25 protein-coding genes are annotated in these 26846 nt (G+C 70.7%); 8 read left to right on the top strand and 17 right to left on the bottom strand.

The window, feature by feature from the left end; translation table 11 throughout:
- Positions 1-3 precede the first annotated feature (3 nt).
- Both Q0Z83_RS21340 and dapB read right to left on the bottom strand, forming a co-directional pair.
- Entirely contained in the window at positions 4-1629 is a 1626-nt protein-coding gene (locus Q0Z83_RS21340) for a (2,3-dihydroxybenzoyl)adenylate synthase (RefSeq protein ID WP_317795722.1), read from the bottom strand.
- Between the two features lie 197 nt (positions 1630-1826).
- Entirely contained in the window at positions 1827-2573 is a 747-nt protein-coding gene (dapB, locus tag Q0Z83_RS21335) for a 4-hydroxy-tetrahydrodipicolinate reductase (RefSeq protein WP_317795721.1), read from the bottom strand.
- A 316-nt stretch (positions 2574-2889) separates the two neighbouring features.
- Between dapB and tcuA the strand changes: the two genes are divergently transcribed.
- Positions 2890-4338, top strand: coding sequence for an FAD-dependent tricarballylate dehydrogenase TcuA (gene tcuA, locus Q0Z83_RS21330; protein ID WP_317795720.1), 1449 nt, complete (start codon positions 2890-2892; stop codon positions 4336-4338).
- 132 nt (positions 4339-4470) lie between these two features.
- On the opposite strand, the gene Q0Z83_RS21325 is transcribed toward tcuA, so the two are convergent.
- Positions 4471-4725 (bottom strand): hypothetical protein, encoded by a 255-nt coding sequence (locus Q0Z83_RS21325; protein WP_317797417.1) that lies wholly within the window; start codon positions 4723-4725, stop codon positions 4471-4473.
- On the opposite strand from Q0Z83_RS21325, the gene Q0Z83_RS21320 reads away from it, so the two are divergent.
- The 3 genes from Q0Z83_RS21320 to panD all read left to right on the top strand — a co-directional run bounded on the left by Q0Z83_RS21320 (position 4624) and on the right by panD (position 6655).
- A complete protein-coding gene (locus Q0Z83_RS21320; protein WP_317797107.1) occupies positions 4624-5892 on the top strand; it encodes a lysine N(6)-hydroxylase/L-ornithine N(5)-oxygenase family protein in 1269 nt (422 codons plus the stop codon). The genes Q0Z83_RS21325 and Q0Z83_RS21320 overlap by 102 nt on opposite strands.
- A gap of 21 nt (positions 5893-5913) precedes the next feature.
- Complete coding sequence (locus Q0Z83_RS21315) at positions 5914-6135, top strand: MbtH family protein (protein ID WP_317795719.1); 222 nt, start codon at positions 5914-5916, stop codon at positions 6133-6135.
- An 85-nt stretch (positions 6136-6220) separates the two neighbouring features.
- Positions 6221-6655: an aspartate 1-decarboxylase gene (gene panD, locus Q0Z83_RS21310; protein ID WP_317795718.1), complete on the top strand. Its 435-nt coding sequence runs from the start codon at positions 6221-6223 to the stop codon at positions 6653-6655.
- Between the two features lie 105 nt (positions 6656-6760).
- On the opposite strand, the gene Q0Z83_RS21305 is transcribed toward panD, so the two are convergent.
- The gene (locus tag Q0Z83_RS21305; protein WP_317795717.1) at positions 6761-7198 is read right to left on the bottom strand and encodes a metal-dependent transcriptional regulator; all 438 of its coding nucleotides are present in this window, start codon (positions 7196-7198) and stop codon (positions 6761-6763) included.
- A 332-nt stretch (positions 7199-7530) separates the two neighbouring features.
- Between Q0Z83_RS21305 and Q0Z83_RS21300 the strand changes: the two genes are divergently transcribed.
- Entirely contained in the window at positions 7531-8163 is a 633-nt protein-coding gene (locus Q0Z83_RS21300) for a hypothetical protein (RefSeq protein WP_317795716.1), read from the top strand.
- A gap of 76 nt (positions 8164-8239) precedes the next feature.
- Here Q0Z83_RS21300 and Q0Z83_RS21295 read toward each other — a convergent pair whose 3' ends face one another.
- From Q0Z83_RS21295 to nocL, 11 genes are read right to left on the bottom strand one after another with little or no spacing between them, the layout of a single operon-like run.
- Positions 8240-9397 carry a cytochrome P450 gene (locus Q0Z83_RS21295; RefSeq protein WP_317795715.1) on the bottom strand — a complete coding sequence of 386 codons (1158 nt, stop codon included), beginning with the start codon at positions 9395-9397 and terminating at the stop codon, positions 8240-8242.
- A gap of 14 nt (positions 9398-9411) precedes the next feature.
- Entirely contained in the window at positions 9412-10635 is a 1224-nt protein-coding gene (locus Q0Z83_RS21290; RefSeq protein ID WP_317795714.1) for a cytochrome P450 family protein, read from the bottom strand.
- A gap of 22 nt (positions 10636-10657) precedes the next feature.
- Complete coding sequence (locus tag Q0Z83_RS21285; protein ID WP_317795713.1) at positions 10658-11626, bottom strand: lantibiotic dehydratase C-terminal domain-containing protein; 969 nt, start codon at positions 11624-11626, stop codon at positions 10658-10660.
- On the bottom strand, positions 11613-14111 hold the full coding sequence (locus tag Q0Z83_RS21280; RefSeq protein ID WP_317795712.1) for a lantibiotic dehydratase: 2499 nt from the start codon (positions 14109-14111) through the stop codon (positions 11613-11615). Before Q0Z83_RS21280 ends, Q0Z83_RS21285 begins: the two co-directional genes overlap by 14 nt.
- Complete coding sequence (locus tag Q0Z83_RS21275) at positions 14108-15499, bottom strand: nitroreductase family protein (RefSeq protein ID WP_317795711.1); 1392 nt, start codon at positions 15497-15499, stop codon at positions 14108-14110. The genes Q0Z83_RS21280 and Q0Z83_RS21275 overlap by 4 nt, the downstream gene beginning before the upstream one ends.
- Positions 15475-17373 (bottom strand): TOMM precursor leader peptide-binding protein, encoded by a 1899-nt coding sequence (locus tag Q0Z83_RS21270; RefSeq protein ID WP_317795710.1) that lies wholly within the window; start codon positions 17371-17373, stop codon positions 15475-15477. The genes Q0Z83_RS21275 and Q0Z83_RS21270 overlap by 25 nt, the downstream gene beginning before the upstream one ends.
- Entirely contained in the window at positions 17370-19148 is a 1779-nt protein-coding gene (locus Q0Z83_RS21265) for a hypothetical protein (protein WP_317795709.1), read from the bottom strand. Before Q0Z83_RS21265 ends, Q0Z83_RS21270 begins: the two co-directional genes overlap by 4 nt.
- The gene (locus tag Q0Z83_RS21260) at positions 19135-20445 is read right to left on the bottom strand and encodes an AMP-binding protein (RefSeq protein ID WP_317795708.1); all 1311 of its coding nucleotides are present in this window, start codon (positions 20443-20445) and stop codon (positions 19135-19137) included. Before Q0Z83_RS21260 ends, Q0Z83_RS21265 begins: the two co-directional genes overlap by 14 nt.
- Entirely contained in the window at positions 20415-20618 is a 204-nt protein-coding gene (locus Q0Z83_RS21255) for a hypothetical protein (protein WP_317795707.1), read from the bottom strand. The genes Q0Z83_RS21260 and Q0Z83_RS21255 overlap by 31 nt, the downstream gene beginning before the upstream one ends.
- Complete coding sequence (locus tag Q0Z83_RS21250) at positions 20615-21307, bottom strand: alpha/beta fold hydrolase (RefSeq protein ID WP_317795706.1); 693 nt, start codon at positions 21305-21307, stop codon at positions 20615-20617. Before Q0Z83_RS21250 ends, Q0Z83_RS21255 begins: the two co-directional genes overlap by 4 nt.
- A gap of 5 nt (positions 21308-21312) precedes the next feature.
- Positions 21313-22479 carry a 3-methyl-2-indolic acid synthase gene (nocL, locus tag Q0Z83_RS21245; RefSeq protein ID WP_317795705.1) on the bottom strand — a complete coding sequence of 389 codons (1167 nt, stop codon included), beginning with the start codon at positions 22477-22479 and terminating at the stop codon, positions 21313-21315.
- Positions 22480-22722: 243 nt separating this feature from the next.
- On the opposite strand from nocL, the gene Q0Z83_RS21240 reads away from it, so the two are divergent.
- The 3 genes from Q0Z83_RS21240 (at position 22723) to Q0Z83_RS21230 (ending at position 25235) form a co-directional block, all read left to right on the top strand.
- Positions 22723-22902, top strand: coding sequence for a thiocillin/thiostrepton family thiazolyl peptide (locus Q0Z83_RS21240; protein ID WP_109601721.1), 180 nt, complete (start codon positions 22723-22725; stop codon positions 22900-22902).
- A gap of 99 nt (positions 22903-23001) precedes the next feature.
- Complete coding sequence (locus Q0Z83_RS21235) at positions 23002-24249, top strand: coproporphyrinogen-III oxidase family protein (RefSeq protein WP_317795704.1); 1248 nt, start codon at positions 23002-23004, stop codon at positions 24247-24249.
- A complete protein-coding gene (locus tag Q0Z83_RS21230) occupies positions 24246-25235 on the top strand; it encodes a lantibiotic dehydratase C-terminal domain-containing protein (RefSeq protein WP_317795703.1) in 990 nt (329 codons plus the stop codon). Before Q0Z83_RS21235 ends, Q0Z83_RS21230 begins: the two co-directional genes overlap by 4 nt.
- On the opposite strand, the gene Q0Z83_RS21225 is transcribed toward Q0Z83_RS21230, so the two are convergent.
- On the bottom strand, positions 25182-25664 hold the full coding sequence (locus Q0Z83_RS21225; protein ID WP_317795702.1) for a hypothetical protein: 483 nt from the start codon (positions 25662-25664) through the stop codon (positions 25182-25184). The two genes, Q0Z83_RS21230 and Q0Z83_RS21225, sit on opposite strands and share 54 nt — an antisense overlap.
- Before the next feature lie 125 nt (positions 25665-25789).
- On the bottom strand, positions 25790-26647 hold the full coding sequence (locus Q0Z83_RS21220; RefSeq protein ID WP_317795701.1) for an AfsR/SARP family transcriptional regulator: 858 nt from the start codon (positions 26645-26647) through the stop codon (positions 25790-25792).
- Between the last annotated feature and the right edge of the window lie 199 nt (positions 26648-26846).

Here is a 26846-nt window from a genome sequence, read left to right as displayed (position 1 = left end):
TGTCTAGTTCAGTTCGCGCTGCAGACGCTTGCTGACCTTGCCGACCGCGGTGTACGGGAACTCGGCGACGACCTCCACGACATCGGGGAGCTTGAACGTGGCGAGTCCCTTGTCGCGCAGGAACTGGCGCAGCTTGCCCAGGGTGAGCTCGGCCGCGCTCTCCGGCGTCCGGGGAATCAGGTACGCCTTGACGCGTTCGCCGAGAACCTCGTCGTCGACACCGACGACCGAGACGTTGTGGACGGCGGGATGCGTGAGCAGCGCGTTCTCCAGCTCTTCGGGGGCGATCTTCTCGCCGCCCCGGTTGATCTGGTCCTTCGAGCGTCCCACGACTCTGATGAATCCACGCTCGTCGCGCTCGACGATGTCGCCGGTGCGGTAGAAGCCGTCGTTGGTGAACGCCAGGGCGTTCTGTTCGGGGTTGCGGTAGTACCCGCGGATCACCGACGGTCCCCGGGTCAGCAGGTGACCGGGTGCACCGGGCGGCACCTCGTTGCCCTCGTCGTCGATGACCTGGATCTCGTCGGCCGCTGAGGCCGGACGGCCCTGGTATCGCACGCTGGTGGCCCGGTCGACGTCGGCGGGATTGCTGACGACGAGGCCCTCGCCCATTCCGAAGCTCTGCGACAGTTGTACGCCGAACTCCGGCTCGACCCGACTCGCCACTGATTCGCTCAGCTTCGCGCCCCCGCACATGAGCACCTTCAGGCTGGACAGGTCGTAGGACTTGCGCAGCGAGGAGTTCAGCCAGGCCAGCAGGATCGGCGGAACCAGCGAGACGCGGGTCACCCCGTGCTTCTGGATCAGCGGGAACGCCGCGTCGGGGCTGCCGTTCGGGGCGATCACGATGGTGGCGCCCACGCTGAACGCGCCGAGGAACCCCGGCGAACGCGTCGACATGCTGTGGCAGATCGGAATGACCAGCAGATGTACGGTGCGTTCGGTGATGCCTCGTTCCCCGACGCTTCGGCGCAGGGCGTAGCCGTACGTCTGGTGGGTGTGCGGCATCAGCTTCGGAACGCCGGTCGTGCCGCCGGACATCTGCAACAGGGCGACGTCCTGCGGGCTGCACCGGCGCGCGTGGTCGAGCGATCCCTTCGACTGCAACGCCGTGTACTCGGCGCCGCCGCCGTCACGGTCGAGCACGATGGTGTGTTCCAGGTGGGGCCATCGCTGCTTCAGGTCGGCGGCCATCGCGGCGAGATCGGTGCCGCTGTCCGAGGCGACGGTGATGTAGGCACGCGCCTCGGCGATCTCGACGAAGTGCTCGATCTCGGCACGACGGTGCGCGATGGGAGCGACGACGGGAACCGCCCCGAGCTCCCACAGGGCGAAGACGAAGGCGATGTACTCATAGATGTTGGGCAGGTGCACCACCACCCGGTCGCCGCGGCCCAGTCCCAGATCCTGCAGGCCGGCGGCGAGGCGCAGGACCTCGGCGGTGAGCTGGGCGTAGCTCAACTCGGCTTTGCGGTCGATGACGGCGAGTTTGTCGGGGCAGCGCTCCGCGGTGGCGAACAACAGCTCCGGCAACGTCTGGTCGCGCCAGTGTCCCTCGGCGACGTATTTGGCTGCCGTCTCCGGCGGAAACGGAACGACCCCGTCAAGGGCCAGCGGTTCGATGCTCAATTGGGTTCCCTTCGAGGAGCCGCCTCCGCAGGCGTTTAGGGTAGGCTACCCTAATCTCTCGCCATCGGTGGAGCTGGATCCGGTCCTCGGGGATGCGCGCGGATCTATCGAGAACAGCCGGCGGTCCGGCGCCCGTTCACCTCGTCGAGGCGCCCGTGCGCCGCCCTGGCCACTCGTCGCCCTGTCGCTGCTTCGTGTCAGTCCAGGTCGAGTACGGCGTCGAGTCCGACGGTCACCCCGGTGAGATTCGGGACGGCGCGCAGCGAGGTGAGCACTCCGGGCATGAGGGACTCGCGGGTCACGGAGTCGTACCGCAGCCGCAGGATCTCGCCCTCGACGCCGAGCAGCACCTCTTGCGAGGACATGAACCCGCGGACTCGGACCGCGTGCACCGAGACTCCCTCGATCTGCCCACCCCGCGTGCCGTGCGGGTCGCGGGTGGTGGCGTCGGGTGACGGGGCGCAGCCCGCCTTGGCGCGAGCGAGACCGATCAGTTCGGCCGTGTGCTGCGCTGTTCCCGAGGGGGCGTCCACCTTGCCCGGATGATGAATCTCGATGATCTCGACAGACTCGTAGTACGGGGCCGCCTTCGTGGCGAACTTGGTCATCAGCACCGCACTGACCGAGAAGTTCGGTACGACGAACACGCTGACGTCAGGGTGGTCCACCAGCGCGGCGCGGATGTCCTCCACGGATTGCTCGTCGAAGCCGGACGACCCGACCACGACATGAATCCCCTGCTTGATGCACCACTGGACCTGCTCGTGGGCCGCGCCGGGCGGCGAGAACACGAGAACGATATCGGCCTTCTTGTCGACGATGTCCTGAATATCATCATCAACGTCGATCTCGGCGACCACCGTCAAGTCGGAGCTGGCCTCGATCGCGCGGACCGACGCCACGCCCATGCGGCCGCGAGCCCCCAACACTGCAACTCGATTCATTTGGATAGGCTAACCTATGTTGACTGCCCGGCTCCAGTGCCCATGACAGGGTTCGTCAACCTAACGGATCCTTTGTGGTTTTTGTGGCGATCAGCGGCGCTATCTGGTACATCGCGTGCCGCCGGAGGCCGGCTGGTTCGCGACGCGACCCCCGCCGTTGACTGTCCTCAGTGGCAGTGGTCCAGGACACACGCTCTCCCAAATTTAGGTAAGGCTAAGCTACGTTGCTGCCTGACCGCGGTCGATGCCGCTGGTTCATCTGGGTAGACGACGTCGTTCGGTAGCCGAAGCAACGTCGTCGGTGGGGGAGAGGCACATGCTCGATCCGGACGTTGTCGTGGTCGGCGGAGGGAACGCCGGTTACTGCGCGGCCCACGCGGCGGCCGAGCGTGGGCGACGCGTGGTGCTGCTGGAGAAGGCGCCGCGGGCCCATGCCGGTGGCAACAGCTACTACACCCTGGGTTCGATCCGGATGGTGCACGACGGACTCGACGACCTGCTGAAGATCCTCGAACCTGACGACCGTCACGCGCGTACCGAGGTCCCGCCGTATTCGGCGACGGAGTTCCTGGCCGATCTGGAGCGGGTCACCGGCGGGCGCGGCGACAAGGAACTCACCGAGGCCGTCGTCGACGGCTCGCGTGACGCCGTCCGCTGGCTGCACGCTCTGGGACTGAGGTTCCAGCTGATGTACGAGCGGCAGGCTCACGAGCGTCCCGACGGGAGCTTCGAGTTCTGGGGTGGATCGCACGTGTCCAACATCGACGGCGGCCCGGGGCTGATGGCGGTCCATGAGCGCATCGCCGCCCGACTCGGTGTCGAGGTGCGCTACGACTGCCCGGTCACGGGACTGATGACCGATGGTGGTTCGGTCGTCGGTGTTCGGATGGGAGATCAGGAGCTTCCCGCGGAGTCGGTGGTGCTCGCCGGCGGTGGTTTCGAGGCGAATGCGCAATGGCGTCAGCGCTACCTCGGAGACGGCTGGCAGCACGCGAAGGTGCGTGGCACGCCGTACAACACCGGTGATCTGATCCAGGCGGCCCTGGAGATCGGTGCCGACCGTGGCGGCGACTGGTCGACCTGCCACAGTGTCCCGTGGGACGCGTCGTTTCCCGAGAACGAGAGCAATCGTGCCTTGACGAACCGGCTCAGCCGGTACGGCTATCCGCTCGGCATCGTCGTCAACCGCCGAGGTCGACGGTTCATCGACGAAGGCGCGGACTTCCGCAACTTCACGTACGCGAAGTACGGCAAGGTGATCCTCGAACAGCCGGGTTCGGTGGCGTTCCAGGTGTTCGATGCGCAGTCGCGCCCGATGCTGTCGGCGTACGAGTACGAGATGCCCGGCGTCGACCCGGTCGTCGCCGACAGCGTCGAAGAGCTCGCCGTGGCCATGGGTGTCGACGTCGACGGATTCGTGCAGACGGTCCGGGAGTTCAACTCGTCGATCGATGTCAGCCGTCCGTTCGATCCGACGATCAAGGACGGCCGCAGAGCGGCGGTGGAGCCCGTCAAGAGCAATTGGGCATCCGCGGTCGAGGTGCCGCCGTACTACGCGTATCCGGTGACCTGTGGAATCAGCTTCACCTTCGGTGGCGTTCGCGGGGACGTCGACGGCCGGGTGCTCGATCGGTCGGGTGAGCCCATCGCCGGGCTCTTCGCGTGCGGTGAAACGCTCGGGGGGCTCTTCAGCGAGAACTACCCGACGGGTGCCGGCCTGACCGCGGGAATGGTGATCGGGCGACGTGCCGGGTCGCTGGCCTGAGCCGCCGCTCGGGCCGGCGGGCAGGTGTGTGGTTCGGAGGGCGCCGGGCGGACGCTTGCGACGCACCTCCAACCAAAGTTAGGCTAACCTAAGTAGTGGTGTTATAGTCAGCCCTCGATGAGGGATGGTCGGTCATCGCGCCGTTCGTTCGCGACCTGGATAAAAGGGGCCACTTGCCGGATGGCGATGGATGAGTTGATCAAAGGCGACGATCGACATCTTGAAGAGGGAGATCGCGTCGGCGACGAGGTCGACATTCTCGGTATCGGGTTCGGCCCGTCGAATCTGAGCCTGGCGATCGCGATCGAGGAATTCAATGAGCGTCGTCGTGCGGGCCGGCGCCTGACAGCGAGATTCGTCGATGTCAGACGACAGTTCGGATGGCATGACGGGATGCTGTTGCCCGGCACGACCATGCAGATCAGCTTCCTGAAAGACCTGGTCGCGATGCGGACCCCGACCAGTCCGTTCACGTTCCTGAACTACCTGCACGAGCAGGGGCGGCTGTCCGACTTCATCAATCTCAAGACGTTCTTCCCGACCAGACGTGAGTTCCACGGCTACCTGAGCTGGGCCGCGAGCCGGATCGACCTTCCGGTCACCTACGGTACGAGGGCGACCCGCATCGACTGGAACGGCGGCCGGTTCGAGGTCACGCTCGAGTCCGTGGTCGACGGCTCGGAGACGAGGATCGCGGCACGTCACGTCGTGATCGGCGCCGGTGGCCGACCGGTGTTGCCCCAGGGGATCGTGCCCGGCGACCGGGTGTTCCACAATCATCAACTGCTGAACAGCCTCGCCGGCCTGCCCTCGCGGCCGCACGGCAGTTTCCTCGTCGTCGGATCCGGGCAGAGCGCGGCCGAGGTCGCCGCGTACCTGCACGATTCGTATCCCGATGCGGACGTGCACGCATCCTTCCGCCGATTCGGCTACTCCCCGGCCGACGACACGCCCTACGCCAACCGCATCTTCGACCCGGAGGCGGTCGACGAGTTCTACACGGCGCCGCCGGAGCTCAAGCAGCAGCTGCTGGACTACCACTGGCAGACCAACTACTCGGCCGTCGACGCCGATCTGATCAAGGATCTCTACCGGCGTGAATACGACGAGAACACGCGTGGTGTGCGTCGGCTCATCGTGCACCGCGTCACCGGGATCGAGCAGCTGAGCGAGGGCCCCGACGGCGTCACCGTGACGCTGCGTGACCTGGGAAACCGGGGCAGCGCCACGCTCGAGGTCGACGCCGTCGTCTTCGCCACCGGGTTCCGCCCCGCGGACACCCGCGCCATGCTCGGGCCGAGCATCGACGGGTCGTCCTCGTTCGACGGGGATCTCCCGATCGTCGAGCGTGACTACCGGCTTCGTCTACGCAGCGTTCCCGAACGGATCTTCCTCAACGGCGGGGTCCAGCACAGCCACGGGTTGACCTCGTCACTGCTGTCCAACGTCGCGGTCCGCGCCGCCGACATCCTGCGGGCGATCACCGACGAGCAGCCCGACCAACCCGCCGGCCGGCAAGGATCGCCCGCCGCGATCCGGACCGACCCCCGATAGCGACAGCGAGGAGCTGCCCGCATGGCCCAGAACCCGTTCGACGACGACAACGGTTCCTTCTACGCGCTGATCAACCGCGAGGAGCAGCACTCGTTGTGGCCGACGTTCAAACCGGTGCCGACCGGTTGGAGCATCGTGTACGGCGAGCCCGGCGGCAGGCCGCGTCAGGAAGTACTCGACTGGATCGACGAGCACTGGACCGACATCCGCCCGAAATCGCTGCGCGATCACATCTCCCAGTGACAGACGCACGACGCAGCACGACAGCACGAACACCACCGACTGATCCCGTAGATCCCACCCACACGAAGTCACAGAGGAGCCGGACATGCTTCGCGAAGTCCTGGGCGGAAAAATCCACCGCGCCACCGTCACCCAGGCCGACTTGCATTATGTGGGTTCGCTGACACTCGATGCAGACCTCGCGCGTGCCGCGGGCCTGATCGAAGGCGAGAAGGTCCAGGTCGTCGACATCACCAACGGCGCCCGCCTCGAGACCTACATCATCATCGGGCCCGCCGGCGGCGGCGACATCTGCATCAACGGCGCGGCGGCACATCTCGTCCACCCCGGCGACCTGGTGATCATCATGTCCTTCGTGCTGGCCGAGGAGTCCGAACTCGTCGGATACCAGCCCAAGGTCGTCCACGTCGACGCCGACAACCGCATCATCGCCCTGGGTAACGACCTCGCCGAGCCGGTCCCCGGTTCGGACGATCAGAGCTCGGGTCGCCTGCCTGCGCCTTCGCCGGCCGGCCGCTGACACCGCGCGACGTCGCCGCAAGGCCCTGATCGGGTAGCTGTCGTCGACGCGGGTCGATCAGAACCTCTGATCGACCCGCGTCGGTTCGTTGAAGGCCCCTCACCGTCACCCCCGCGGCGGCTCGGCTCCGCCGACGAGGTCGCCGAGGCCGGGGATGCGCAGGCCGCAAGGAGTGTGACCGGGACGGCTCAGGCGCTGGTAGATGTGGTGCTCGGCGGCCGTCGTCAGGACGTGTCCCCACTCGACCGACTCGAGGTGGGCCTGGTCGTGTGGCAGGCCGAGGAGCGAGGCCAGCATCAACTCGGCCAGCCGTTGTCGGCGGAGGACGACCACTGCCATCCGGCGACCACGAGGAGTGAGCCGAAGCCGGCGGTTCTCGTCGTTGTGGATCAGCCCGTCGCGTTCGAGCCGGGAGATGTTCTGGCTGACCGAAGGCAGGCTCGCGAGGGTCCGTTCGCCGATCCGGGCCCGGATCGGCGGCACACGTTCCTCCTCGAGCTCCAGGATGATCCGTACGTAGGTCTCGGTGACGCGCGACGACACGGACGTGTCCCCGTCAGGCGGTGCGGAGCAGCGGGACGAGTGGCGTCGCGTGGTGTCCGGGCGTGCCGCTTCTTCTGGTTGCCGGCTCGGCCCGGCTCGGGGTAGGCATGAATGCTCCTGTATTGACGCGTGCACAGGCGGTCGTGGGAGATAGGTTAGCCTTACCAAAGGTTGATGGCCACCCTGCCTCCCGTTAGGACGGTCGCTCCGGTCGGCCGCCGCGACGAGCGTGGTCTACACAGCTTGTCCCCCGTACCGAGTCACCCGGTCTTTGGGGTTTCTTTGGTGGCGCTCTCCATGCTGTTGGCACAGGTCAGACAGGGAGAGACAACATGTTCAGCGCTCGACGGACCGCCTCGGCCCTGATGGCCGTCATCTCGGCCGCCGCCCTCGCCGCCTGCGGCAGCACCGAGGAAGGGACCGGACCGATCTACGACTACGGGCCTCCCGGCAGCGAGATCTCCGACGAGGTCGCCCTCTCCATCGCCCCCAGGGTCACCCTCACCTTCGACATCACCGGAGCAAAGACCTTCCGGGGTACGACCACCGCGCTCGCACCGTCCGGCGGCGCACACTTCCTCGAATACTGCGACGAGTACGCCAAGGGCACCGCCGACAGGCAGTACCTGGCGGCGGGACTGCTCGACGGACCGGTCGACGGTCACAAGATCACGATGGAGATGTGGATCGCCGACTACGCCGGACCGGGCACCTACCCCAAGGACCGGCTCGTCGCTCCCGGCTCCCGGCCGAGCATCGCAATCGACGACACCGTCTACGGCACCTGGCCGGACAGCACCGCGAGCAAAGCCACCACCGACGGCAAGGGCAGCGGCACCTGGACGTTCAAGAAACTGGCGAAGACCGGTGAGGGCGGGCTGCCCGGCGCCGCCATCAGCGGCACCGTCTCCTGGACCTGCCAGGAACCGGTCAGGCCCCAGCCGAGCGGAGTGGCCCAGCCCTGACCGGTCAGCGCCTTCGCCCGGCACCTCGCAGCTGCCCACGAGGGAGTCGGAGCCCGAACACGACCGTCAGGCGTCGTCAGTCGGTGTGGACCGGTAGCTCGCGGGGGTAGTGGTGCAGCAGGTTGCGGGTGAAGACCACCTTCTCGGTGCCGTACGCCGCCCGCAACCCCGGAAAACGCCGGCACAGGCGGGTCAGGCCCTCCTCGAGTTCCACCCGGGCGACCGGTGCGCCGAGACAGTAGTGGCCGCCGCTGCCGAACGCCAGGTGGTAGCGGGCCGATCCGCGGGTGACGTCGAAGACCTGCGGTTCGGGTACCCGCCGTTCGTCGCGGGCCGCCGAGTCCAGTGCGACGAGCACCGCCGCGCCGGGTGGGACGGTCACGCCGCCCAACTCGACCCCCTCGACGGTGTAGGTGATACCGGCGAACCCGGTGCCGGCCTGGGCGTACCGCAGGATCTCGTCGACCGCCCCGTCGGCGTGCCCGTCGCGGACGAGTGCGAGCTGTTCGGGGTGTTGCAGCAGGGCCAGCACGCCGTTGCCGATCTGGACCGCCGAGGTCTCGTAGCCGGCGATGGCCATCAGCATCACCGTGCGTACCAGGTCGGCGTCGGTCAGGGCGTGGCCGTCGTGACGGGCCGCGGCCAGTGCGGTGAGCAGGCCGCCGTGCGGTCGGGCGACCAGTTCGACGGCGCAGTGGTGCAGGGTCTGGGTGGCGGCGCCGAAGGCGCGCATGTCGGCGCCGGCGGCGGCGATCCCGGCCGCCCACGTGGTGAGCATCGGGCGCAGGTCGTCCGGAACGTCGAACAGTTCGCCCAGCACGCGTAGGGCGAGCGGTCGGGCGTAGCAGGTCATCAGGTCGGCGGGTTGCGGGGTCGCGGCGAGCCGGTCGAGTAGTTGCTCGACGGCGGTGACGATGCGCGGGCGCAGGGTTTCGGCGAGCCGCGGGTTGACGACCGAGCCGACCAGCCGGCGCCAGCGTTCGTGGGCGACGGGGTCGGCGACCGACAGCCCGAAGTCGAATCCACCCGGGTTGCCTCGGCCCGCCTGTTCGCGGACCGGGGTCCGGCTGAACCGGTCGTCGGTGAGGACCCGCCGGACCTCGTCGTAGGTGGTGACGAGGTAGCCGGAGGCGCCGGAGGGCAGGGCCACCGGTGCGACCGGCTCGCCCGCGCGGAGTGCGGCGAACTCGGCGGGTTCCTGGAACGGGCAGCGTCGCTCGAACGGGTAGCGCACGGCGGGTCTCCTCCTCACCAGGTGACGGGCAGGTTGCGGGGGTAGAAGGTGAACAGGTTGGCGGCCAGTTCGACGTCGGTCAGGCTGCCGTCCAGGCGTAGGTCGGGGAACCGGCCGAGGACCCCGGACAGGCCTTCGCGTAGTTCGGCGCGGGCCAGGGCGGCGCCCAGGCAGTAGTGCGGGCCGTTGCTGAACGCCAGGTGCCGGGTCGCGGTGCGGCGGGCCACGTCGAACAGTTCGGCGTCGGCGCCGAACTGTGCCGAGTCGCGGTCGGCTGAGGCGATCGAGACGAACACGGTGGCGCCGGTGGGGATGGTGACCTCGCCGAGGGTGATGTCGGTGGCGGCGAACTTGGCCACCGCGAAGCCGGTGCCCATCTGCGCCCAGCGCAGGATCTCCTCGACCGCGGTGTCGACCAGTTCCGGTTCGGCGCGCAGCCGGGCCAGCTGGTCCGGGTTCTGGAACAGGGCGAAGAACGCGTTGCCGAACTGGACGGCGGTGCTCTCGTAGCCGGCCATCAACAGCAGGATGACGGTGGAGACCAGTTCCTCGTTGGACAGCCGGCTGTCATCGTCGTCGGGCAGGGTGATCAGGGTGCTGAGCAGGTCGTCGCCGAGGTCACGGCGTTTACGGCCGATCAGCGTGGCCGCGTACCGGCCGATGCCCTGCATGGTGGTGCCGAACTCGGCGAACGAGGTCTGCGGGTCGCGTCGGGTCAGTCCGGAGGCGAGGGTGGTGAATTCGGGCCGGTCCTGGTCGGGGATGCCGAGCAGTTCGCAGATGATGCGCAGCGGCAGCCGGTAGGCGAAGTCGTCCATCAGGTCGGCGTGCCGGTCGCGGGCGGCCATGTCGTCGAGGACCGCGTCGGTGTGCTGCCGGATCAGTGGCCGCATCGTGTCGGCCTGCCGCTGGGTGAACGCCTTGTTGACGATGCGCCGCCAGCGGGTGTGACCGGGCGGTTCGGAGATGCTGCTGCCGAAGGAGAACACCGGGCTCGACGCGTCGACCGGGAAGCCGGCGTCCATGGGTGCGGCCGGGGCCTGCGGGGGAGTACGGGCGAACCGCGGGTCGGACAGGGCGGCGCGGACGTCGTCGTATCGGGTGATCAGCCAGGCGGGTTCGCCGCCGGCCAGCTTGACCTGGGTGATCGGGGCGTTGGCGCGCAGCCAGGCGAACTCGTGGGGCATCTCGAACGGCCGGTGCCGGGTGAACGGGTAGGTGGTGGCGGTGACGTCCACGGGTTCCTCCAGGGGAGAGCGGTCAGGCGAGGGCGAGCCGGGCGGCGCGGTGCCGGGTGAGTCGGTCCATCAGGGTGGGGTCGGCGGGTCGGCCCGCGTGGCCGCTGAGGACGTGGTGTCCCAGATAGCCGAGCAGGGCTTCCTGCTGCGGGATCAGGCCGAGCCGGTTGTTGTGGGTGTGCAGGTAGCCGGTGAGCAGCACCTGGCGGCGTCGGTGCGGGGGCGCGTCCGGGCCGGCCAGGGTGACCGCGGTCAGCACGTCGTGGTCGGCGGCGTTCAGCGCGGTGCGCACGGCGATGCCGACCGGTCCCGGGTCGGCCGTGTCCAGCAGGGCGCCGGCGTGCCGGGACAGGCCGGGCGCGTGCGCGGCCAGCAGCCGTGGCCAGGTGGTCAGGAAGGCGTCGAAGACGTACGGCGACCACAGCAGGCAGTAGTCGGCGAAGAACCGGGCCGAGTCGGCGGGGGTGTGCCCGGCCGCGGTGAGCGAGCGCAGCATGGTGGCGAACGCGGTGCCCAGCCGTCGGGCCGGGTGGTCGATCAGCCGGGGTAGTTCGGTCAGGACGGCGTCGCTGCTGGCCTGGAAGAACCGTTCGGCGGCGGCGACACCGGCGGGGCCACCGTATTTGTCGTGTTCCGGCTGGTACGCGGCCGCACGTACCGTGTCGGGGGGTTGAATGTCGTCGGTCTGTTCGTCCTCCAGCGCGGCCATGGTGAGCTGGGCCTGCCGGAACGCCGCGACGTCGAAGTCGGCGCCGGCCGGGTGGCGGGCGCAGTAGTCGCGCAGTGTCTCGGCGGCGGTGTCGGCCAGAGCGTCCGGGCCTCGCAGCCGGAGCCGGATGTGGTGGCCGCCCTTCCAGTAGCGCAGGAAGAAGTGCCCGTCGGGGCGCAGCCGGTCCAGCAGGGGCGCCACGGCGTCGGCGAGGAGCCGGTCCTGCTGGTCGTAGCGGTGGATGTGCAGGCTGTGCCAGCGGGTGGGTTCAGTCGTCGGCATGGTCACCGTCCAGGTCGTGTTCGACGAAGAACTCCTCGGCCGCGTCCTTCCCGACCGCGGGCAGGCATTCCTGCACCATCAGGCTGCCGTCGGGACAGGCGCGGGCCTGCCGGTCCAGTACGGACAGCAGGAACGGATTGCGTACGTCCAGGAAGTGTGGTTTGTGCAGTCGGGCGGTGCGGGCCTCCAGCGCCCACCGGCGGGTTTCGCTGATCAGGTCGCGGGGGCCGTCCGGCGGTGGTGCGACGATCCGGAAGAAGGCGGTACGCGGCAGGCCCCGCCCGCGCCACCAGCGGTCGAAGGCGTCCAAGCCGTCCGGCCGGGGCAGTTCGTCGATCGGGATCCGCCAGGTCCGTCGGTCCAGCACCAGATCGCCGAGCATCACCCGGGGACGGTGCGGCGGCGCGTCGTGCGGGTGGGCCCGGTCGGTCTGTTCCCACAGGCCGCCCCGGTACGTGCGGGTGGGCGCGAAGCCGCAGAGGAACCGGTACGGCGGTGGCGCCGCCGCCGGATAGAGGAAGTTCAGCGGCACCAGGTCGAGGGGTGCGCCGTCGCGTCGTGACAACAGCCGCAGCCGGCGGCGGTCCGGGTCGGCGACCACCGTGACGTCGGCGAGTGTCAGCACTCCCGTCGCGGCGGGCCGGGCCACCGACCCGGGATACAGCAGCTCGTACGGGGTGAGTCGGGGGTGCAGGTTGAAGTTGAGCCCGAGCGTGGCGGTGATGTCGGTCTGTCGTGGTCCGGTGCGGTGCAGGTGCGCACCGACCGCGGTACCCAGGTCCCAGTCGCCCGGGCCGGTACGTCGCAGCAGGTCACAGAAGCGGGAGAAGAACACGCCGTGCCCGGTGGTGACTCCGTTGACCACGGCCAGCGTCTGCCCGTCCGCGGTGCCGAACTGCACCCGGTAGGCCGTCGACCGCCAGGCGGGTGATGCGGTGGGCAGCCCGGCCAGGAAGTCGTGCAGCAGCCGCGGGTCGACGAGGATGCGGTCGCCGTCGGTGGCGCCCAGTCGTCCGTCCTGCAGCCGGCGGTAGAAGTCGGTTCGATGCCGGCGGATCAGGACGGCGTGCGGATCGTCGGCTCCGGTCATCAGCGCGGCCGTCTCGTCCGGCGTCAGCGCGTCGAACACCTGGTAGAAGCGCAGCAGGTCGACCGGGCCGGCGGCCGTGCCGAAGGTTCGCGTGAACAGCCGGTACAGGCCGAGTCGGGTCATCGTCGCGTCGTCCAGCAGCGGCAGCAGCCGCTGGAACAGGGCCAGGCCGTCCCGGTTCGCCTCCAGCACGTCGGGCCGCCACGTCGCCGAGGGCGCGTGGGTGCCGACGTCCTCGTAGATCGCGGCGCGCATCGCCTCGGCCTGGGGCGGTTCGCCGCTGATCCGCTGCACCTGGTCGGTCAGGTCGTCCAGCAGCACGGCGCGGCGGGCCACGTCGGCTCCGGCGAACTCGTCCTCGATGCGCTGCAACCGGTCGAAGCCGTCCGCGTGCCGCTCGCCCAGGATCGGGCGTACCAGGTCGGCGACGGCCTCCGCCGGGCGCAGCGTCTGATCGGGCAGGCCCAGGTCGCGGTGGCACAGGCCGAGCTTGACCAGGTTGTCGACGGTGTCGGCGGGCAGCAGCCGGTGCAGTTCGTGTTCCGGCAGGCCGTCGTCGCCGAGGGTCTGTTGCAGCAGGCGCACCAGGTCGCCGTACCGGGCCGAGACCACCCGGTCCAGCGGGCGCAGGAACAGCACCCGGTCACCGTCGACGGTCAGGGTGTGGTTGAGCCGGATCCGGAACAGTCGGTCCGCTCCGTCGACGCGGCGCAGTGCGTCGGCCAGCCAGGCGACCAGGCCGAGGTTGAGCCGGGCGGTGCTCACTCGGCCGCCGGTGCCGCCCGGGTGTCCGGTCCACGGGTGCGCGCCGATCTCGGTGAACGTGCCGAACGGCGACGGTTTGAGTGCCACCCGGTAGGCGTAGCTGACGATGGTGCTCTCCGCCCGCCGCCGGCGGGCGGCCTTGCGGCGCCTGTCGTACGGGTCGGCGGCGTACGCGCTGACCTCCCGGTGCAGGTCGGCGCCGGACAGTTGCAGCCCGGCCTGGAAGTCCGGGGTCCGGGCCACCTCGGCCAGTACCTTGCGGGCGGTGTCGAGTTCGCCGTCGTGGCAGGTCTGCGCCTCGGCGCGCAGGTCGGCGCTGCGCTGCCGGGACCGGGCCCACTGGTCGGCCTGCTCCCGGCAGGAGTGCGGCAGGGTGGCGGGTGGCTTCGGCAGCGGCCGGTCGTTGTGCACGGCCCGGCGTACGGCCAGGGCGGCTGCCCGGTCGGTGGGCGGCAGGTCCGGTATCGCGTCGTGCAGCGCCTGTTCCAGGTCGGCGGCCAGCGCCGTGCGCTGCCGGTCGTGGTGGTCGGCCTCGTCGAGTAGCGCCCACGTCTGCGTCGGGACGAGACCGGTCAGGGCGCTGTAGGGCAGAGTTCCGCGTCGGAACAACACGTACGGGCTGAACGTCATCGTGGTGTCACCGAGACCTCCCAGGTCAGGCCGGGGCGGGCCGACCCGACGCTCACCTGCGCCTGGATCCCGTCGCGGGTCAGGCCGTACGCCTGCTCGACGCGGCCCACGTCGAAGCCGAGCACCGGATGGCCGCTCAGCCCGGCGGTGGTGGCCCGGAGCGTGATCGCCTCGATCGCGATGCCGACGGCCATCTGCTGTTCGCGCCAGCGGCGCATGTCCGGGCACCGGTCGCCGGCCGGGGCGCCGATGTGGACGGTGAACGCGGCCAGTTCGATGTTCAGTGATGCCGCGAACAGTGCCCGCTGCAGCACCCGCGCGGTGTCGTCGGCCGGGCCGGCACCGACCGGGTCCAGGTCGTGCCGGTCCGGCCGGTAGCGGTACCAGCCTGCGGCGACGCCGGTCACCCGGTGCACGGCGACATACAGCGACAGGCCTCGGGCGATCGGCGGGCCGAGTGCGGCGGCGGTGTGGTGCAGGACGTCGGCCAGGGCGTGCGGGTGGGCGGGTCGGCCGTCGAAGCGGGCGCCGGCGCAGGTGCGGTCCAGCATGTCGGCGAGGCCGGACGGGGTGGGGGAGTGCGGCGGCAGGGGCAGGCCGGGACCGGTCGGTCCGGGTTCGGCCGGTGGTTCGGGGTGCGGTCCGGGGTGGCGGGCCGCCCGGTGCAGGGCGTCGAAGCGGGCCGATCGCCGGATGTGGCGGGAGCGTTCCAGGACCTGCGGCGGCCGGGCCGCGGAGGTGGGCAGCCGTGTCGTGGTGGGCAGGTCGACCACGGCGTACACCGCCTCGTCGTGGCCGTCGAGACCGAGCATCCGCTCGATGCGGGCGTCGTCGAAGCCGGTCCACAGCGTCGCGGTCTCGGCCAGCCGCAGGATCCGGCCGAGCGCGACACCGACGTCGACGGCACCGAGGCGGTACGCGAAGTCGCCGTACTTGTAGAAGTTCTTCCAGAACCGGTTGGTGAGTACCAGGCAGACCGGTGGCAGGGCGGGGTCGGCCCGGCGACCGAGGTCGACGAGTTCGTGCCGGTACGGGTCGTAGTGGTGCACACCGTCGGCGGCCACGTACACCTCGGTCGGGTACATGGATCCGCCGGACGGCACCGGCCGGCGCAGCAGTACCGGTGCGGCGTGCCCGGCCGGTGCGGGCCGCTGCGGGGTCGCGGTCATCCCGCCGTGCGCGTCGGCGCGGATCCGGGACACGGCGAAGGTGTGGAACAGCAGCCGGCCGAGCCATCCGTCGGCGGGTCGGCGGACCGCCCCGGTCAGGACCTTGACCGGCCAGGGCCCGTCGGCCCAGTCCACCCGCCAGTCCGGCGGATTCGCGGCCCGCGGGTCGGTGCGCAGCAGTTCGGCGTCGGCGGTCAGGGGAACGGGTGCGGTACGCATCCCACCTCCTCGTCCGGGGTCAGCCCACTGGGGTACGGCAGTGCGGTGCCGTCGGTCAGCCGGGGCAGGTTGTCGGTGCGGCGGTTGACGTGGCCGAAGGTGACCGGCACCAGCCCGGGCACCAGCACCCGGACACAGTGCAGCCCGTTGCGCAGCAGCTCCGGCATGCTCTGGTCGACGACCAGCACGTCCAGGCCCGCGGTGAGCAGCCCGTCGAGGGCGGTGGCCAGGTCGGCGCGCAGGTCGGTGGCGCCGGTGCGTACGGTCGCGGGCACCTCGGCCAGGCGGATCCGGTCGTGGCCGTGGTCGAGCAGGAACGCGAACCGGGAGCGGGCCTCGGGGAGTGCGGCGACCTGCGAGTGGTGTTCCATCCGGCGGATCAGGGTCGGGTCGGTCAGCATCCGCAGCGCCTCGGGCCGCTGCCGCGGATAGCCGTGCCGGGCGGCCAGGATGGTGCCGACCAGTTCGTAGAGGCCTCCGACGATCGCCTGGACCGGGTCCGGGTGGGCACCGGATCCGGCGAACACGGCCGGGCCGTGCGGGTCGCCGCCCTCGGCGGTCAGCCAGAAGCTCGGCATCCGGTACTCCATGGTGGACAGGAAGCAGCGGAACTCGAAGCCGGTGAACAGCCGCGAGCGGCGCAGCAGTTCACCGAGTCGGCCGCCGACGCCGGTCAGGTCGACCTCCGGCAGTTGGAGCCGCCGGTACCAGGTGAGTAGGAAGGAGTCGCGTTCGGCGACCTCTCGCAGTCCGTGCAGCATCGCCTCCTCGACGGAGTTGCCGAGGGCGCAGCCGTTGGAGGTGTCGTAGAAGAACGAGATCTCCCCGTCGTGGCGTGGCCCCCAGAACGCGGCCCGTTCCGGGACCAGCACCCGGCGGTGTTGGCCCACCGAGTAGGCCCAGACCCAGTCGACCACCGTCGCCGGGTCGAACCGTTGGTAGCGGAAACCGTCGAGGCGGTAGCTGGACTCGGGGTGGGTGCCCAGGGTGCGCGGGTCGACGGCCCGGTCGGCGACCTCGCGGTAGGCGGCGCGGATCGGCGCGAGGCGGCCGCCGCGCAGCAGGCCGGCGTAGCGTTCGAGGCCTTCCAGGACGGCCACGGTACGGCTGGTGCGGTAGGTGCGGGCGCGGCCGATCGCCGGTTCCCGCCGTCCCCACCGGCTCGGTAGTTCGACCGAGCAGGCCCCGAACGGGCTCTGCAGGTCCTGTCGCAGTTCTTTGAACAGGCCGATTCCGGTGAACAGGTAGTCGCGGTCCACGGTGTCGGCGTCCAGTTCGCGGGTCCGCAGCGCTGCGGGTGCCGGTTTGGTCAGGGCCACCTCGGTCGGGGTGAACGTCGGTGCCGTGTCGGTGCGGGAGCCTCCGCATTCCGGGCAGGTGGAGTCGGGGAGCAGGATCTGCCGGTCCACGGTGCCGGTGGCGCCGTCGACGACGTGGACGACTCCCGGCTCGGCGGGTCGGGTGAGGCGGGCGCGGATCAGTAGTTCGGTCACCCGCAGCGGTGCCGGGCCGAGCACTGCGACGGCGTCGCCGCGGTGGGCGGCCTCGGCGATCAGGTCGCCGCGCCGGTCCGGGCCGAATGCCGAGTCGGCGGTACGGGTCACCAGGCAGTGTGGGCAGCCGGGGGTGCCGGGCGTCCACCACGGTCCGACGTAGATCAGTGACCGCCATCGGCCGGTGAACAGCAGCGGCCGGCCGGCTCGGCGGCACGCCACCAGGGTTTCGGTGGTGGTGCTCAGCTCGTCGAGGCCGGCGACCAGCAGGGTGACGTCGCGGGCCACCGGGATCGGGTCGTCGCGTAGTCGGGCGGCGAGGACGGCCGGCAGGGTTCCGGAGCCGGCGACGGTGACCGTCGCGGTCAGGGCGGCGGTCACGTCGGGTCCCCGGGGAGGGTGACGGCGGCGAGGTGGGCGTGCCCGGCGAGGAACGGCGGTTGCGGCGCGGGCGCCGGGTGGGGTCGGCGGATCCGGGTCAGGGCCGCCGACCAGGTGTCGGCCGGCGGTGCGAGGTGCGCGACGGTGGTGCCCGGGGTGACCGCGTGCAGCAGCGCCTGGTCGACGGCGTGTCGTTCGTCGAGGCCGACGCCGACGGTCTCGGGTCCGCCGGTGGTGCGCACCCTGGCCCGGACGAATCCGCTGTCCAGGTGTTCCAGCGACGTCTCGCTCCAGGGCCGGTCGGCGGCGGCGAGCGTCTCGATCAGGAACAGTCGCAGTGGCCGGTCGTCGCGGCTGTCCGGCGGTAGCCGGCGGTGGTCGCCGGGCGGGGCGGCGTAGGCGGCGGCCAGGGCGGCCCGGTATTCGGCCTCGGCGACACTCCAGCCGGCCCCGTAGACGACGCGGTCGGCTGCGGACAGCTGCCGTGCGAGGTGTTCCAGGGTGAACAGCACCACCTGGTTGCGGGCCTCGCGCGGTGACACGGCCCGGCACAGCAGCGTCTGTTCGGTGTGGTCGTCGGCGGTGGCCTGCGGGTCGGATGTCCGGCAGCAGCTGCCGGCCAGTGGCAACTGGTCGACCTCCTGTTCGCCGACCGACAGCAGTGGCCCGGCGATCCGGTCGGTCCATTCGCCGGTGGCCGCGACGATCCGGTCCGACACGGCCACCAGGGCCGGGTCGTCCTCGGCGAACGGCAGGTCGGGCCGGACCGGCTCGTCGTCCGGTGCGTCGGGCGGCCGCCTTTCGGGGTGGTGGCGGCACCACGGGTGCGGGTGCACGGTGTGCACCCGCACGACGGGTGCCAGCGGTTCCACCGACGCGACCGTCTCGGCGTCGGCGAGGGTGATCCCGGCGAGTGCCGCGAACGCCCGTTGGACCAGGTGCAGCGCGGCGATGGTCGCCGGGACGAGCGCGGTCGGCAGGTCGCCGGCGTCGCCGGTGACCGGTGGGGTCAGCCGTCGCCACGCGCATTCCCAGCAGCGTTGCAGGGTCCCGCCGGGCAGGGCCACCACCCGGGCGCCGCACCGGCCGAGGACGGCGACCGATCGGCCTTCGGTGTGCATCCGGACCTGCAGCCCGGCCAGCCGGGCCGGGTCCGCGTCGTCGACGGCCAGCAGCACGTACGCCGCGGTCCGCCAGTGCGGGAGGTCGGCCACGGCGGTCCAGTCCGGGGCGGTCACGACCTGCCAGCCGTCGCCGGTGATCGGTGCGACGGCGGCGGCATCGGCCGCCGCGGCGACGACGGTGACCGCGGCGAACCCGAACTCGGCGAGCGCGCCGACGGCGGCCCGGAGGGCGGTGCCCTGACCGGCACAGACGACCGGGGCGGACCGGACGGTCTGGAATCGGTGGACCGGACGGTCCCCGTGGTGGTCGAGGAACGCCAGGTGGGTGGCGTAGCGTTCGCGCATCCAGTCCGGGACCTGCTCGGGGGGATGGTGTAGCTGTTTGACGAAGCCGTTGCGGTGCAGGGTGCCCAGCAGGCCGGACACCGACCGGCGGGCCGGTGCCGGCAGGTCGGCGCAGATCTGTTCGACGCTGCGTCGCCCGTCCAGGCGGCTGAACAGGGCGGCGACCAGGGGGTACGCGCTCTCGCCGCGGATCGTGAACGAGCCTCGGTTGTTGCGCAGCCACACCCCGTCGTCGTGGCGTACGTAGAAGGCGTCGGCCTTGATCGCGAACCGCCGGTCGTCTCCGGCCATGTCAGAGCTTGCCATGGCTGCTGTACGCCGGCGCGGCGTCGCGTTCGTTCACGCATTCGACCACGGTCGGCTGGTCGGTGGGGGTCAGCACCGCGCAGTGTTCGCGGACCGTGCCCTCGTCGACGCGGCCGACCACCCGGGCGACCAACTGTTCCAGCCCGGTCGGGGTCCGCCGGACCAGCACCCGGGCGTCGACCACCCCGTCGAGGGCGAGCAGGTGGCGCTCCACCGACCGCGGGTAGACCAGCACGCCGTTGAACTTCTCGCCGCCGTCGACCCGGCCCTCCAGGCACAGCCGGCCGTCGTCGTCGAACCGGGCGTAGTCGGTGCCGGTGACGTAGCCGTCGTGGGCGATCGGTGTCTCGCCGGGACGCCACCGGTAGGCGGCACAGTCGGGTCCGGCCGCGGCGAGGGTGCCGACGCCGTCGTCGCCGACGTCGTGCAGCCACACGGCCTTGCCGTCGACGGGTCGGCCGACGTGCTGGTTGTGGCCGGGGTCGTGGTCGGTGGAGACGGCGCCGGTCTCGGCGGTGCCGTACAGGTTCACCAGTTCCACGCCGGTGTACCGCTGCCGGATCAGACGGGCCCGTTCGCCGCTGACGTGCCCGCCGCCGAGGAACAGGGTGGCCCGGGACATGTCGGCCGATGCGGTGGTGCCCAGGCAGGCGGCGGCCGCCACCGCCGGGACCGCCAGCACCACGGTCGGTCGTCGCGCCGCCAGGGCGTGTACGGCCGTCCAGTCGTGCGGTGCGAACAGCAGCAGGTCGCGGCGCAGGAACAGGCTGGGCAGCACGGTCATGAAGAAGGTGGCGGAGAACTGCGGCGGCAGGCAGGTCGCCACCGCGGTGTCCGGGTCGCCGGCGTAGCGGGGACCGTAGAGTGCCTGTTCGTAGTGCAAGGCGATGGCCTCCCACTGGTCGGCGTATCCGATCGCGACCTTCGGGGTTCCGGAGCTGCCGGAGGTGCACACTCCCCACAGTGGGCGGTCCGGGCCGCCGGTCACCGGCGGTGCGACCGCGCTCACCGCGGGAGCGACCGGGCGGCAGGCGACCCCGAGCGGGCCGGGTACCGCCCACAGCAGGGTGGTGTCGGGCACCGTGGCGACGGCGAACAACCCGGCCAGCGCGTCGAGGCCGGCGCTGGGGTCGACGACGTAGGCGTGGCCGGGCCGGATCGCCGTGGCCTGCTCGCGGCCGCGGCGCAGCAGGTCCTCCCAGGTGACGAACTCCGCGCCGAGGCGGACCCCGGCCGGGGAGCCGGTGCGTGGGCTGCGAGCGGTGTTCAGGAAACGTGTGAATGCCGGACGGCCCACGTCACCCACCCTTCGATCGTGCGGGGACGGTCCTCGGCCGGACCGTCCGCGGGTATGCCGTGTTCGGTGAGAAAGGCGCGGATCACCACCACCTCCAGGGAGTCCAGGTGCCGGTGCGGGTCCGGCTCCTGCAGCAGCGATCCGAGTTCGGCGCGCAGCGCCGCCGGGCTCATCGCGGACCGCCCGACCAGAAGGCCTCGACGGCCGCGGTGAACGCCTCCGGCGCGTCGTGGGCGGCGATGTGCCCGGCGCCGTCGAGGACCACGCCGCTGACCCGTGGCCCGATGGCGGCGGCGGTGAGCGCCGCATCCCGCTCCGCGGTCTTGTGCGACCCGTTGACCAGATGGGTACGGGCGCCGAGCGCCGCGAGGACCGCCGGGCCGGGCAGCACCCGCTGCGGATGTCGGACGCAGTCCTCGCCGTAGGCGCTGAGCGTGTCCTTCCACCGGGGCCCGTGCAGCCGTTCGTACTCGGCGGCCAGGCCGGGCTGCTCGGCGGCGAGCACGTGGAAACCGCCGAGCATCCGCAGAAAGGCCTCCTGCTCCAGGCCGGGCACGAACCCGGTGAGGACCAATGACGTGACCAGGTCCGGGCGGGTGGCGGCGAGGTGGATCGCGATCGGCCCGCCCAGGTAGGAGGCGGCGACGACCCGGCCCGGCCCGAACCGGGTGAGCACCGTGGCGACGTAGTCGCCGGCCCGGTCCAGGTAGGCGCCGGTGGCGGCCAGCGGGCAGCGCCCGTGTCCCGGCAGGTCGACCGCGATCACCCGGTGCCGCCCGGTCCAGGCGCGGATCTGGGCGCCGAAGTGCGCGTACGCGGTGCCGAGCAGCCCGTGCAGCAGGTAGACCGGTGGTGAGGGCATCGGGCTCAGCCGACCGTGACGACCCCGGTGGCGGCCGGGTTCGCGAAGTGGCTCACCTCGGTGCCGCCGGCCTCGATGCGGCTCAGGATGTGCCGCGGCCGGCGCAGGTCGGCGACCAGGAACTGTGAGGTGTCGGCCGAGTTGCAGGCCTGCGCGTCCGCGCGGTACGGCGCCACGTCCGGGCTGCCGGGGCTGATCACACCGGCCAGGCCGATCGCCCGGTCCTGGAATTCCTGCGGTTCCCGGGTGGTCAGTACGAGCCGCTGGTCGGGGCAGGTGAACGCGACCGCGGCCATCATCCGCAGGTAGTCGTCGTCGCCGATGCGGGTGCTGTCGCGGGAGGTCATCGCCGGCCGCATCCGCGGCAGGGACAGGTCGACGACGGCGTTGCGTCCACGCAGGTGGTCGCCGTGCGCGACCAGCCGGACGATCTCCGAGGCGACGTCGTCGTGCAGGCCGACGAGCACTCCCGGGTTGACGTAGCGGAACCCGGCGTCCAGCCACCTGTCGAACGACGCGACCCGGCGGTCGTAGTCGGCCTTCGGCACGTCGGTGTTGGTCTTGCCCATGAACCGTCGGTACGACTCGCGGTCGTAGGTCTCCTGGAACACGCACATGGTCACCGGCTCGTCCCGGGTGATCCACTCGGACAGGACGTCGATCTCGTCCGGTTCCATGCTGCCGATGTTGAAGTAGATCCGTTCGAAGCCCATGTCCAGGGCGGAGCGCATGGCCCAGCCGATCCGGAACGCCGTACTGAGCCGGGTGTACTTGTCCTGGTACTCGCCGGTGAGGAAGCCGACGCCGCGGACACCCTCGCTGCGGTACAGGATGCGCAGCTGGTCGAGGATCTCGTTCCTACCGGAGAACTTGCGGATCATCCGGGCGTTGCCCTTGCGCATCGAGCACATCTTGCATTCGGAGTCGCAGTGGTTGGTGGTGTAGAGCGGCACGAACGTGTGCAGCCGGGGCCGCAGCCGCGCGACCCGCAGTTCCGCGGCGTGCTGCAGTCGTTCGGTGCTGATCTGCCGGTCCTGCCACAGTGCCAGCGCGACCGCCGGCCGCGATGCCGGCGGTTCCTCGTCGGGGCTCAGCGCGAGGACCGCCTGTGTGTCGACGGTGGCCGCCTCGGCCCGAACCTCCTCGAGGTCCGGCGGGATGTAGTCGTTCATGACGAATCCTCTCTGCAGCGCAACCTCCATGCCGAACGCATTCCTATCGAGCCGAACCTGCGGTGGGCAAGCTTTCTTGACCCCGCTTGTGGCGAATTTATAGCGCTTTTTGAGCGAGGTTTTAGCGGCCCGGTCGAATCGCTCGGAAAAATGGTCGCCGCGTTGACACCCGGCGATCGGCGTTTCTAGGTTTCATCTCAGGGCCGTTCCCGTGGACAAGCCATTGCGAAAGTGAGGTGTTCCATGTCTGCTGAGCTGAGGGCAACCGAGACGAACGCCGCCGACCTGTCGGCGCTGGACATCGAGTCGCTCGAGATCTCCGAGTTCCTCGACGACAACCGCCTCGAGGACAGCGAGGTCGTCGCCAAGGTCATGTCGGCGTCGTGCACCACGTGCGAGTGCTGCTGCAGCTGCTCGTCCTGACGCGCCTGTTCGCCTGATCCGGTGCCCCGCGGCATTTTCTCGGCCCCGCCGCGGGGCACCGGAACGCGTGCCGCGGAATTCGCCCGGAAAGGACGGCCCATGTCGACGACCACCACCGAGAACCTGTCCTCGCACCTTCCCGATCTGCCGTCGAGCACCCTCGACAGACGCATGCTGATGATTTACGTGCACGTGCCGTTCTGTCATTCGAAATGTTCTTTCTGCGACTGGGTGCAGGCCATTCCCACCAAGGATCTGCTGCGTAAACCCGGCGATGCGGTACGCGAGCGGTACCTGTCCGCGCTGTGTCGGGAGATAGCCGAGCGCGGGGCCGCGCTGACCGCCGGCGGGCACGTGCCGTACGTCGTCTACTGGGGTGGCGGCACCGCGAGCAGCCTCGACGAACGCGAGACCGAACAGGTGATGGGCGCCCTGCACGACGCCTTCGACCTGTCGACCGTCGCCGAGTGCACCATCGAGTGCAGCCCGGACACCGTCGACGAGGCGAAACTGCGGTTCTACCGCGGGCTCGGCTTCAACCGGGTGTCCAGCGGCGTGCAGTCGTTCGACGACGACCGGCTGCGGCGTCTGGGCCGCCGGCACAACGCCGGGCAGGCACGCCGCATCGTGCACGCGGCCCGCGACGCCGGCTTCGACGAGGTGTCGATCGACATCATGTCCGGATTCCCGGACCAGGACGCCGACGAGATGAACCGCACCGTAGAGGCGGCGCTCGACCTGCCGCTGAGCCACCTGTCGCTGTACTCGTTCCGGCCCACGCCCGGCACGTTCCTGCGCCGCAGCCTCGACCCGGCCGAGCGCCGCGACTACCTGCGCCGCCAGCAGGTGCTGTTCACCGGCGCCCGCCGCCGCATCGAGGACGCCGGACTGGCCGAGTACGCCAACGGCTACTTCGGTCGCGTCTCGCCGTTCGCCGCCATGTACTTCCAGTTGCGCGCCGACACCGCGGGCTTCGGCTCCGGGGCGATCTCGCTGGTCGACCAGCGGTTCGCGTCACATCAGAAGGGCCTGCTGCACCGGTACGCCGACGACCCGCTCGCCTTCGACATCGACGTGCCCGCCGGACAGGACCGGGTCCTGATCTCCTTCCTGCAGGCCGGCCTGGCCATGTTCGACGGCATCCTGCGCGCCGAGTGGCGGATCTCCACCGGCACCGACCTCGACGAGGTGCTGCACCGCCCGGCCATCGCACCGCTCGCCGACTTCCTGCGTGGCCGCGGCCTGGTCGAGGACGCCCGCGGGATCCGCCTGGACCGTCGCGTCGCGGGCCTCACCCTGATCGAGCTCGCCTTCGAAATGGCGATGTCCCAGCCGGAACGCGCGTGACCTGGCGGGAGCTGCCGGTGCCGGTGGACACGATCCCGGTCTCCGCCATCGGCGCCTGGCTGGCCGCCGAGCAGCGGGCCGGTACCGTCGAGCAGGGCCTGTTCCTGCGTGAACCCGGCGAGCCCGGCCGCCGCCGGTTGATCGTGCAGGCGCGAGGCCCGGCGGGGGAGACCGAGGCGGCGCTGCGCCGGCTCGCCGGCGACACGATCCCCGCTGCGGTACGGGCGGCCACGATCGTTCCCCTGCAGGGGTCCGCGTTCACCGGCCCGGCCCTGGCCGAGGTCACCCGGGACTTCCTCGCCACCGTCACGGCGACCCTGGTGACGCTGTGCCCGCCGGCCGGCTCCCCGCCGTCGGCACGGCTCGCCGGGGCGCTCGACCTGATGGCCGCGCACCTGCCCGCGCTGGGGCCACCGGCGGTCCCCGGGGCGGACCGGGTCGCCGGGCTGCTCGGCGGTGCACCCATCGGCGTGCTGAGCCTGCGCTCGCACGCGGACGCGTTCATCGCCACCAGCCGGGATCCGGTGGTGACCCGCCGTGTGTTCGACGAGCGGTTCCACGCCGTACGCCACCCGGTCGAACAGCGACTGACCGCGGTCCTGGACCAGATCGCCGGCCGCGGCCCGATGGTGTCCCCGGCGGCCGCGCAGTGGCATGCGGCGGTCGTCGCCGCGCGGCCCGGCATCCGGGGTCGTGTCGAGTCCGGTGCGCTCACCGTGCGCGACGGGTCCGGCGACCCGGCCGCGTTCACCGCCAGCGAGTTCCACACCACCGCCGCCGGCTCCCCGCGGTTGCAGGCCTTCCTGCACACCGATCCGGCGTTCGTGACGACCCGGCTGCTGACCAGCCTGCTGTATCTGAGCCTGCACCACCTGGGGCTGTCGCTGGCCGACCGCTGGTTTCTGTGCCATGCGGTCGGCCGGGCCTGCGAGTCACTGTTCGGTGTGGATCCGGTCGCCGTGCTCGCCGGGCTCACCGCCGGTTGAGTCGTAGCGCGGGGCGTGGATCAGCCGGCCGGCGCCCCCGGCCGGCACGAACTCCTGCGGGCGGGTCAGCGGTGCGGCGGTCGGATCCTCGAACGCCAGACCGATACCGGCGCCGAGCAGCGCGGACACCCCCGGCCCGGTGACCGCCGCCTCCACGCTGAAGTACGTGCGTTGCGTCGGTGCGTACCCGATGAGTTCGACCACCCGTGACACGCCCGGCGGGCGCCCGTACGCCTTCTGCTCGTCGTCCCACAGGTAGATCGCACCCCAGGTCTCGCCCTCGGGGCCGGTCGACGACACCCAGATCTTCTCCCGTAGTCCGTCGACCTGCGCGTAGGCGTCGACCGCGTGGTCACGTAGGTAGCCGCGCAGCGACTGGACGGTCTGGGTGGACTGCTCGAGGTTCCACAGGATCAGCGTGCAGTGCATGGGTCGTCCTTTCGGATGGCTCAGGTAGGCGGCCGGTCCTCGTGTTGGGCGGCCGGTCGTCGTGTTCGGCGGCCGGTCCTCGTGCGAGGTGGCCGGTCCTCGTGCCCGGCGGCCGGTCCTCGTGGTCAGCGGCCGCGGACGAAGTCGCCGGTCACGATGCGGTGGCGGCCTTCGGTGGTGGCCTCGTGCCAGCTGGTGTCGAGGTCCTGGCCGTCGCGCCCGGCGGCCAGCATGGTGCGATGCAGCCGCCGCAGCGGCGCGGACGGTTCCAGGCCCAGTTCGCCGATCAGGCAGGTGTGCAACCGGCCGTAGGCGTTGACCGCCGCGTCGCGCCGCCCGGACCGGTACAGCGCCAGCATCAGGTGGGCGCACAGCCCCTCGTGGGTGCGGTACTGACTGACCAGGGCGGACAGTTCGCCGAGTAACTCGTGGTGCCGGCCCAGCCGCAGGTCGGCGTCGATGCGGCAGTCGAGCACGTTGAGCCGGGCCTCCTCCAGCCGCTGCACGTCGACGTCGAGGTGTGGGCCACGCTGGACGTCCATCAGCGCCCCGCCCCGCCACAGGGTGAGCGCGTCGGAGAACGCCCGGGCCGCGGCTATGAAGTCGCCGATCTCGCGGGCCCGGTGACCGGCGCAGGCGGACTTCTCGAACTGGACCACGTCGATCCGGGCGTCGGGGGCGTTCAGCTGGTAGCCGCCGGGAAGGGTGGCCAGCAGACCCTTGGCGGCGGCCCGGGACACCTCGCCGTCGGGTCGGCACCGGGCGATCCGGTTGCGCAGACTCAGGATGTAGGTCTGCACGATCGTCTTGGCGCTGCGTGGGCGCCCGTGCGGCCACAGCTCGGTGATCAGCTGGTCGACGGTCACCACCGATCCGGCGTGCAGGGCGAGCATCGCCAGCACGGTGCGCGGCTTGCCGGCGGTCGGCGCGAAGGAGGTGCCGTTGTGTGCAGCGGCCAGTGGGCCGAGCACTTCGATCTCCATGTGAGTCCCCCGAAGAAATTACCGAACCCGGTGACTCGCTTTTTCTGATATGTCGCCACGGGTTCGAGTGGGCATTGAGTCCGGCTCGGACAACCTGACTCCGCCACCCAGTCCGTTATACCTTCGGCGAGATGAGCAAGTCGAGTATTGCAATGATGCAAATAGATATGATATGAGCGATCGACTCTCTTCACAGTGT

Origin of the sequence: Actinoplanes sichuanensis (assembly GCF_033097365.1) — a bacterium.
Taxonomy (GTDB): domain Bacteria; phylum Actinomycetota; class Actinomycetes; order Mycobacteriales; family Micromonosporaceae; genus Actinoplanes; species Actinoplanes sichuanensis.
Note: the sequence above shows the minus strand (reverse complement) of the source record. Positions and strands in the feature narration are given on the sequence as shown.

Coding starts and splice junctions, on each gene's coding strand:
- dapB (WP_317795721.1), bottom strand. CDS start 2,573: ATGAATCGAGTTGCAGTGTTGGGGGCTCGCGGCCGCATGGGCGTGGCG.
- tcuA (WP_317795720.1), top strand. CDS start 2,890: ATGCTCGATCCGGACGTTGTCGTGGTCGGCGGAGGGAACGCCGGTTAC.
- Q0Z83_RS21325 (WP_317797417.1), bottom strand. CDS start 4,725: ATGCCATCCGAACTGTCGTCTGACATCGACGAATCTCGCTGTCAGGCG.
- Q0Z83_RS21315 (WP_317795719.1), top strand. CDS start 5,914: ATGGCCCAGAACCCGTTCGACGACGACAACGGTTCCTTCTACGCGCTG.
- panD (WP_317795718.1), top strand. CDS start 6,221: ATGCTTCGCGAAGTCCTGGGCGGAAAAATCCACCGCGCCACCGTCACC.
- Q0Z83_RS21300 (WP_317795716.1), top strand. CDS start 7,531: ATGTTCAGCGCTCGACGGACCGCCTCGGCCCTGATGGCCGTCATCTCG.
- Q0Z83_RS21285 (WP_317795713.1), bottom strand. CDS start 11,626: ATGCCGACGACTGAACCCACCCGCTGGCACAGCCTGCACATCCACCGC.
- Q0Z83_RS21280 (WP_317795712.1), bottom strand. CDS start 14,111: ATGACGTTCAGCCCGTACGTGTTGTTCCGACGCGGAACTCTGCCCTAC.
- Q0Z83_RS21275 (WP_317795711.1), bottom strand. CDS start 15,499: ATGCGTACCGCACCCGTTCCCCTGACCGCCGACGCCGAACTGCTGCGC.
- Q0Z83_RS21265 (WP_317795709.1), bottom strand. CDS start 19,148: ATGGCAAGCTCTGACATGGCCGGAGACGACCGGCGGTTCGCGATCAAG.
- Q0Z83_RS21255 (WP_317795707.1), bottom strand. CDS start 20,618: ATGAGCCCGGCGGCGCTGCGCGCCGAACTCGGATCGCTGCTGCAGGAG.
- Q0Z83_RS21250 (WP_317795706.1), bottom strand. CDS start 21,307: ATGCCCTCACCACCGGTCTACCTGCTGCACGGGCTGCTCGGCACCGCG.
- nocL (WP_317795705.1), bottom strand. CDS start 22,479: ATGAACGACTACATCCCGCCGGACCTCGAGGAGGTTCGGGCCGAGGCG.
- Q0Z83_RS21240 (WP_109601721.1), top strand. CDS start 22,723: ATGTCTGCTGAGCTGAGGGCAACCGAGACGAACGCCGCCGACCTGTCG.
- Q0Z83_RS21235 (WP_317795704.1), top strand. CDS start 23,002: ATGTCGACGACCACCACCGAGAACCTGTCCTCGCACCTTCCCGATCTG.
- Q0Z83_RS21225 (WP_317795702.1), bottom strand. CDS start 25,664: ATGCACTGCACGCTGATCCTGTGGAACCTCGAGCAGTCCACCCAGACC.
- Q0Z83_RS21220 (WP_317795701.1), bottom strand. CDS start 26,647: ATGGAGATCGAAGTGCTCGGCCCACTGGCCGCTGCACACAACGGCACC.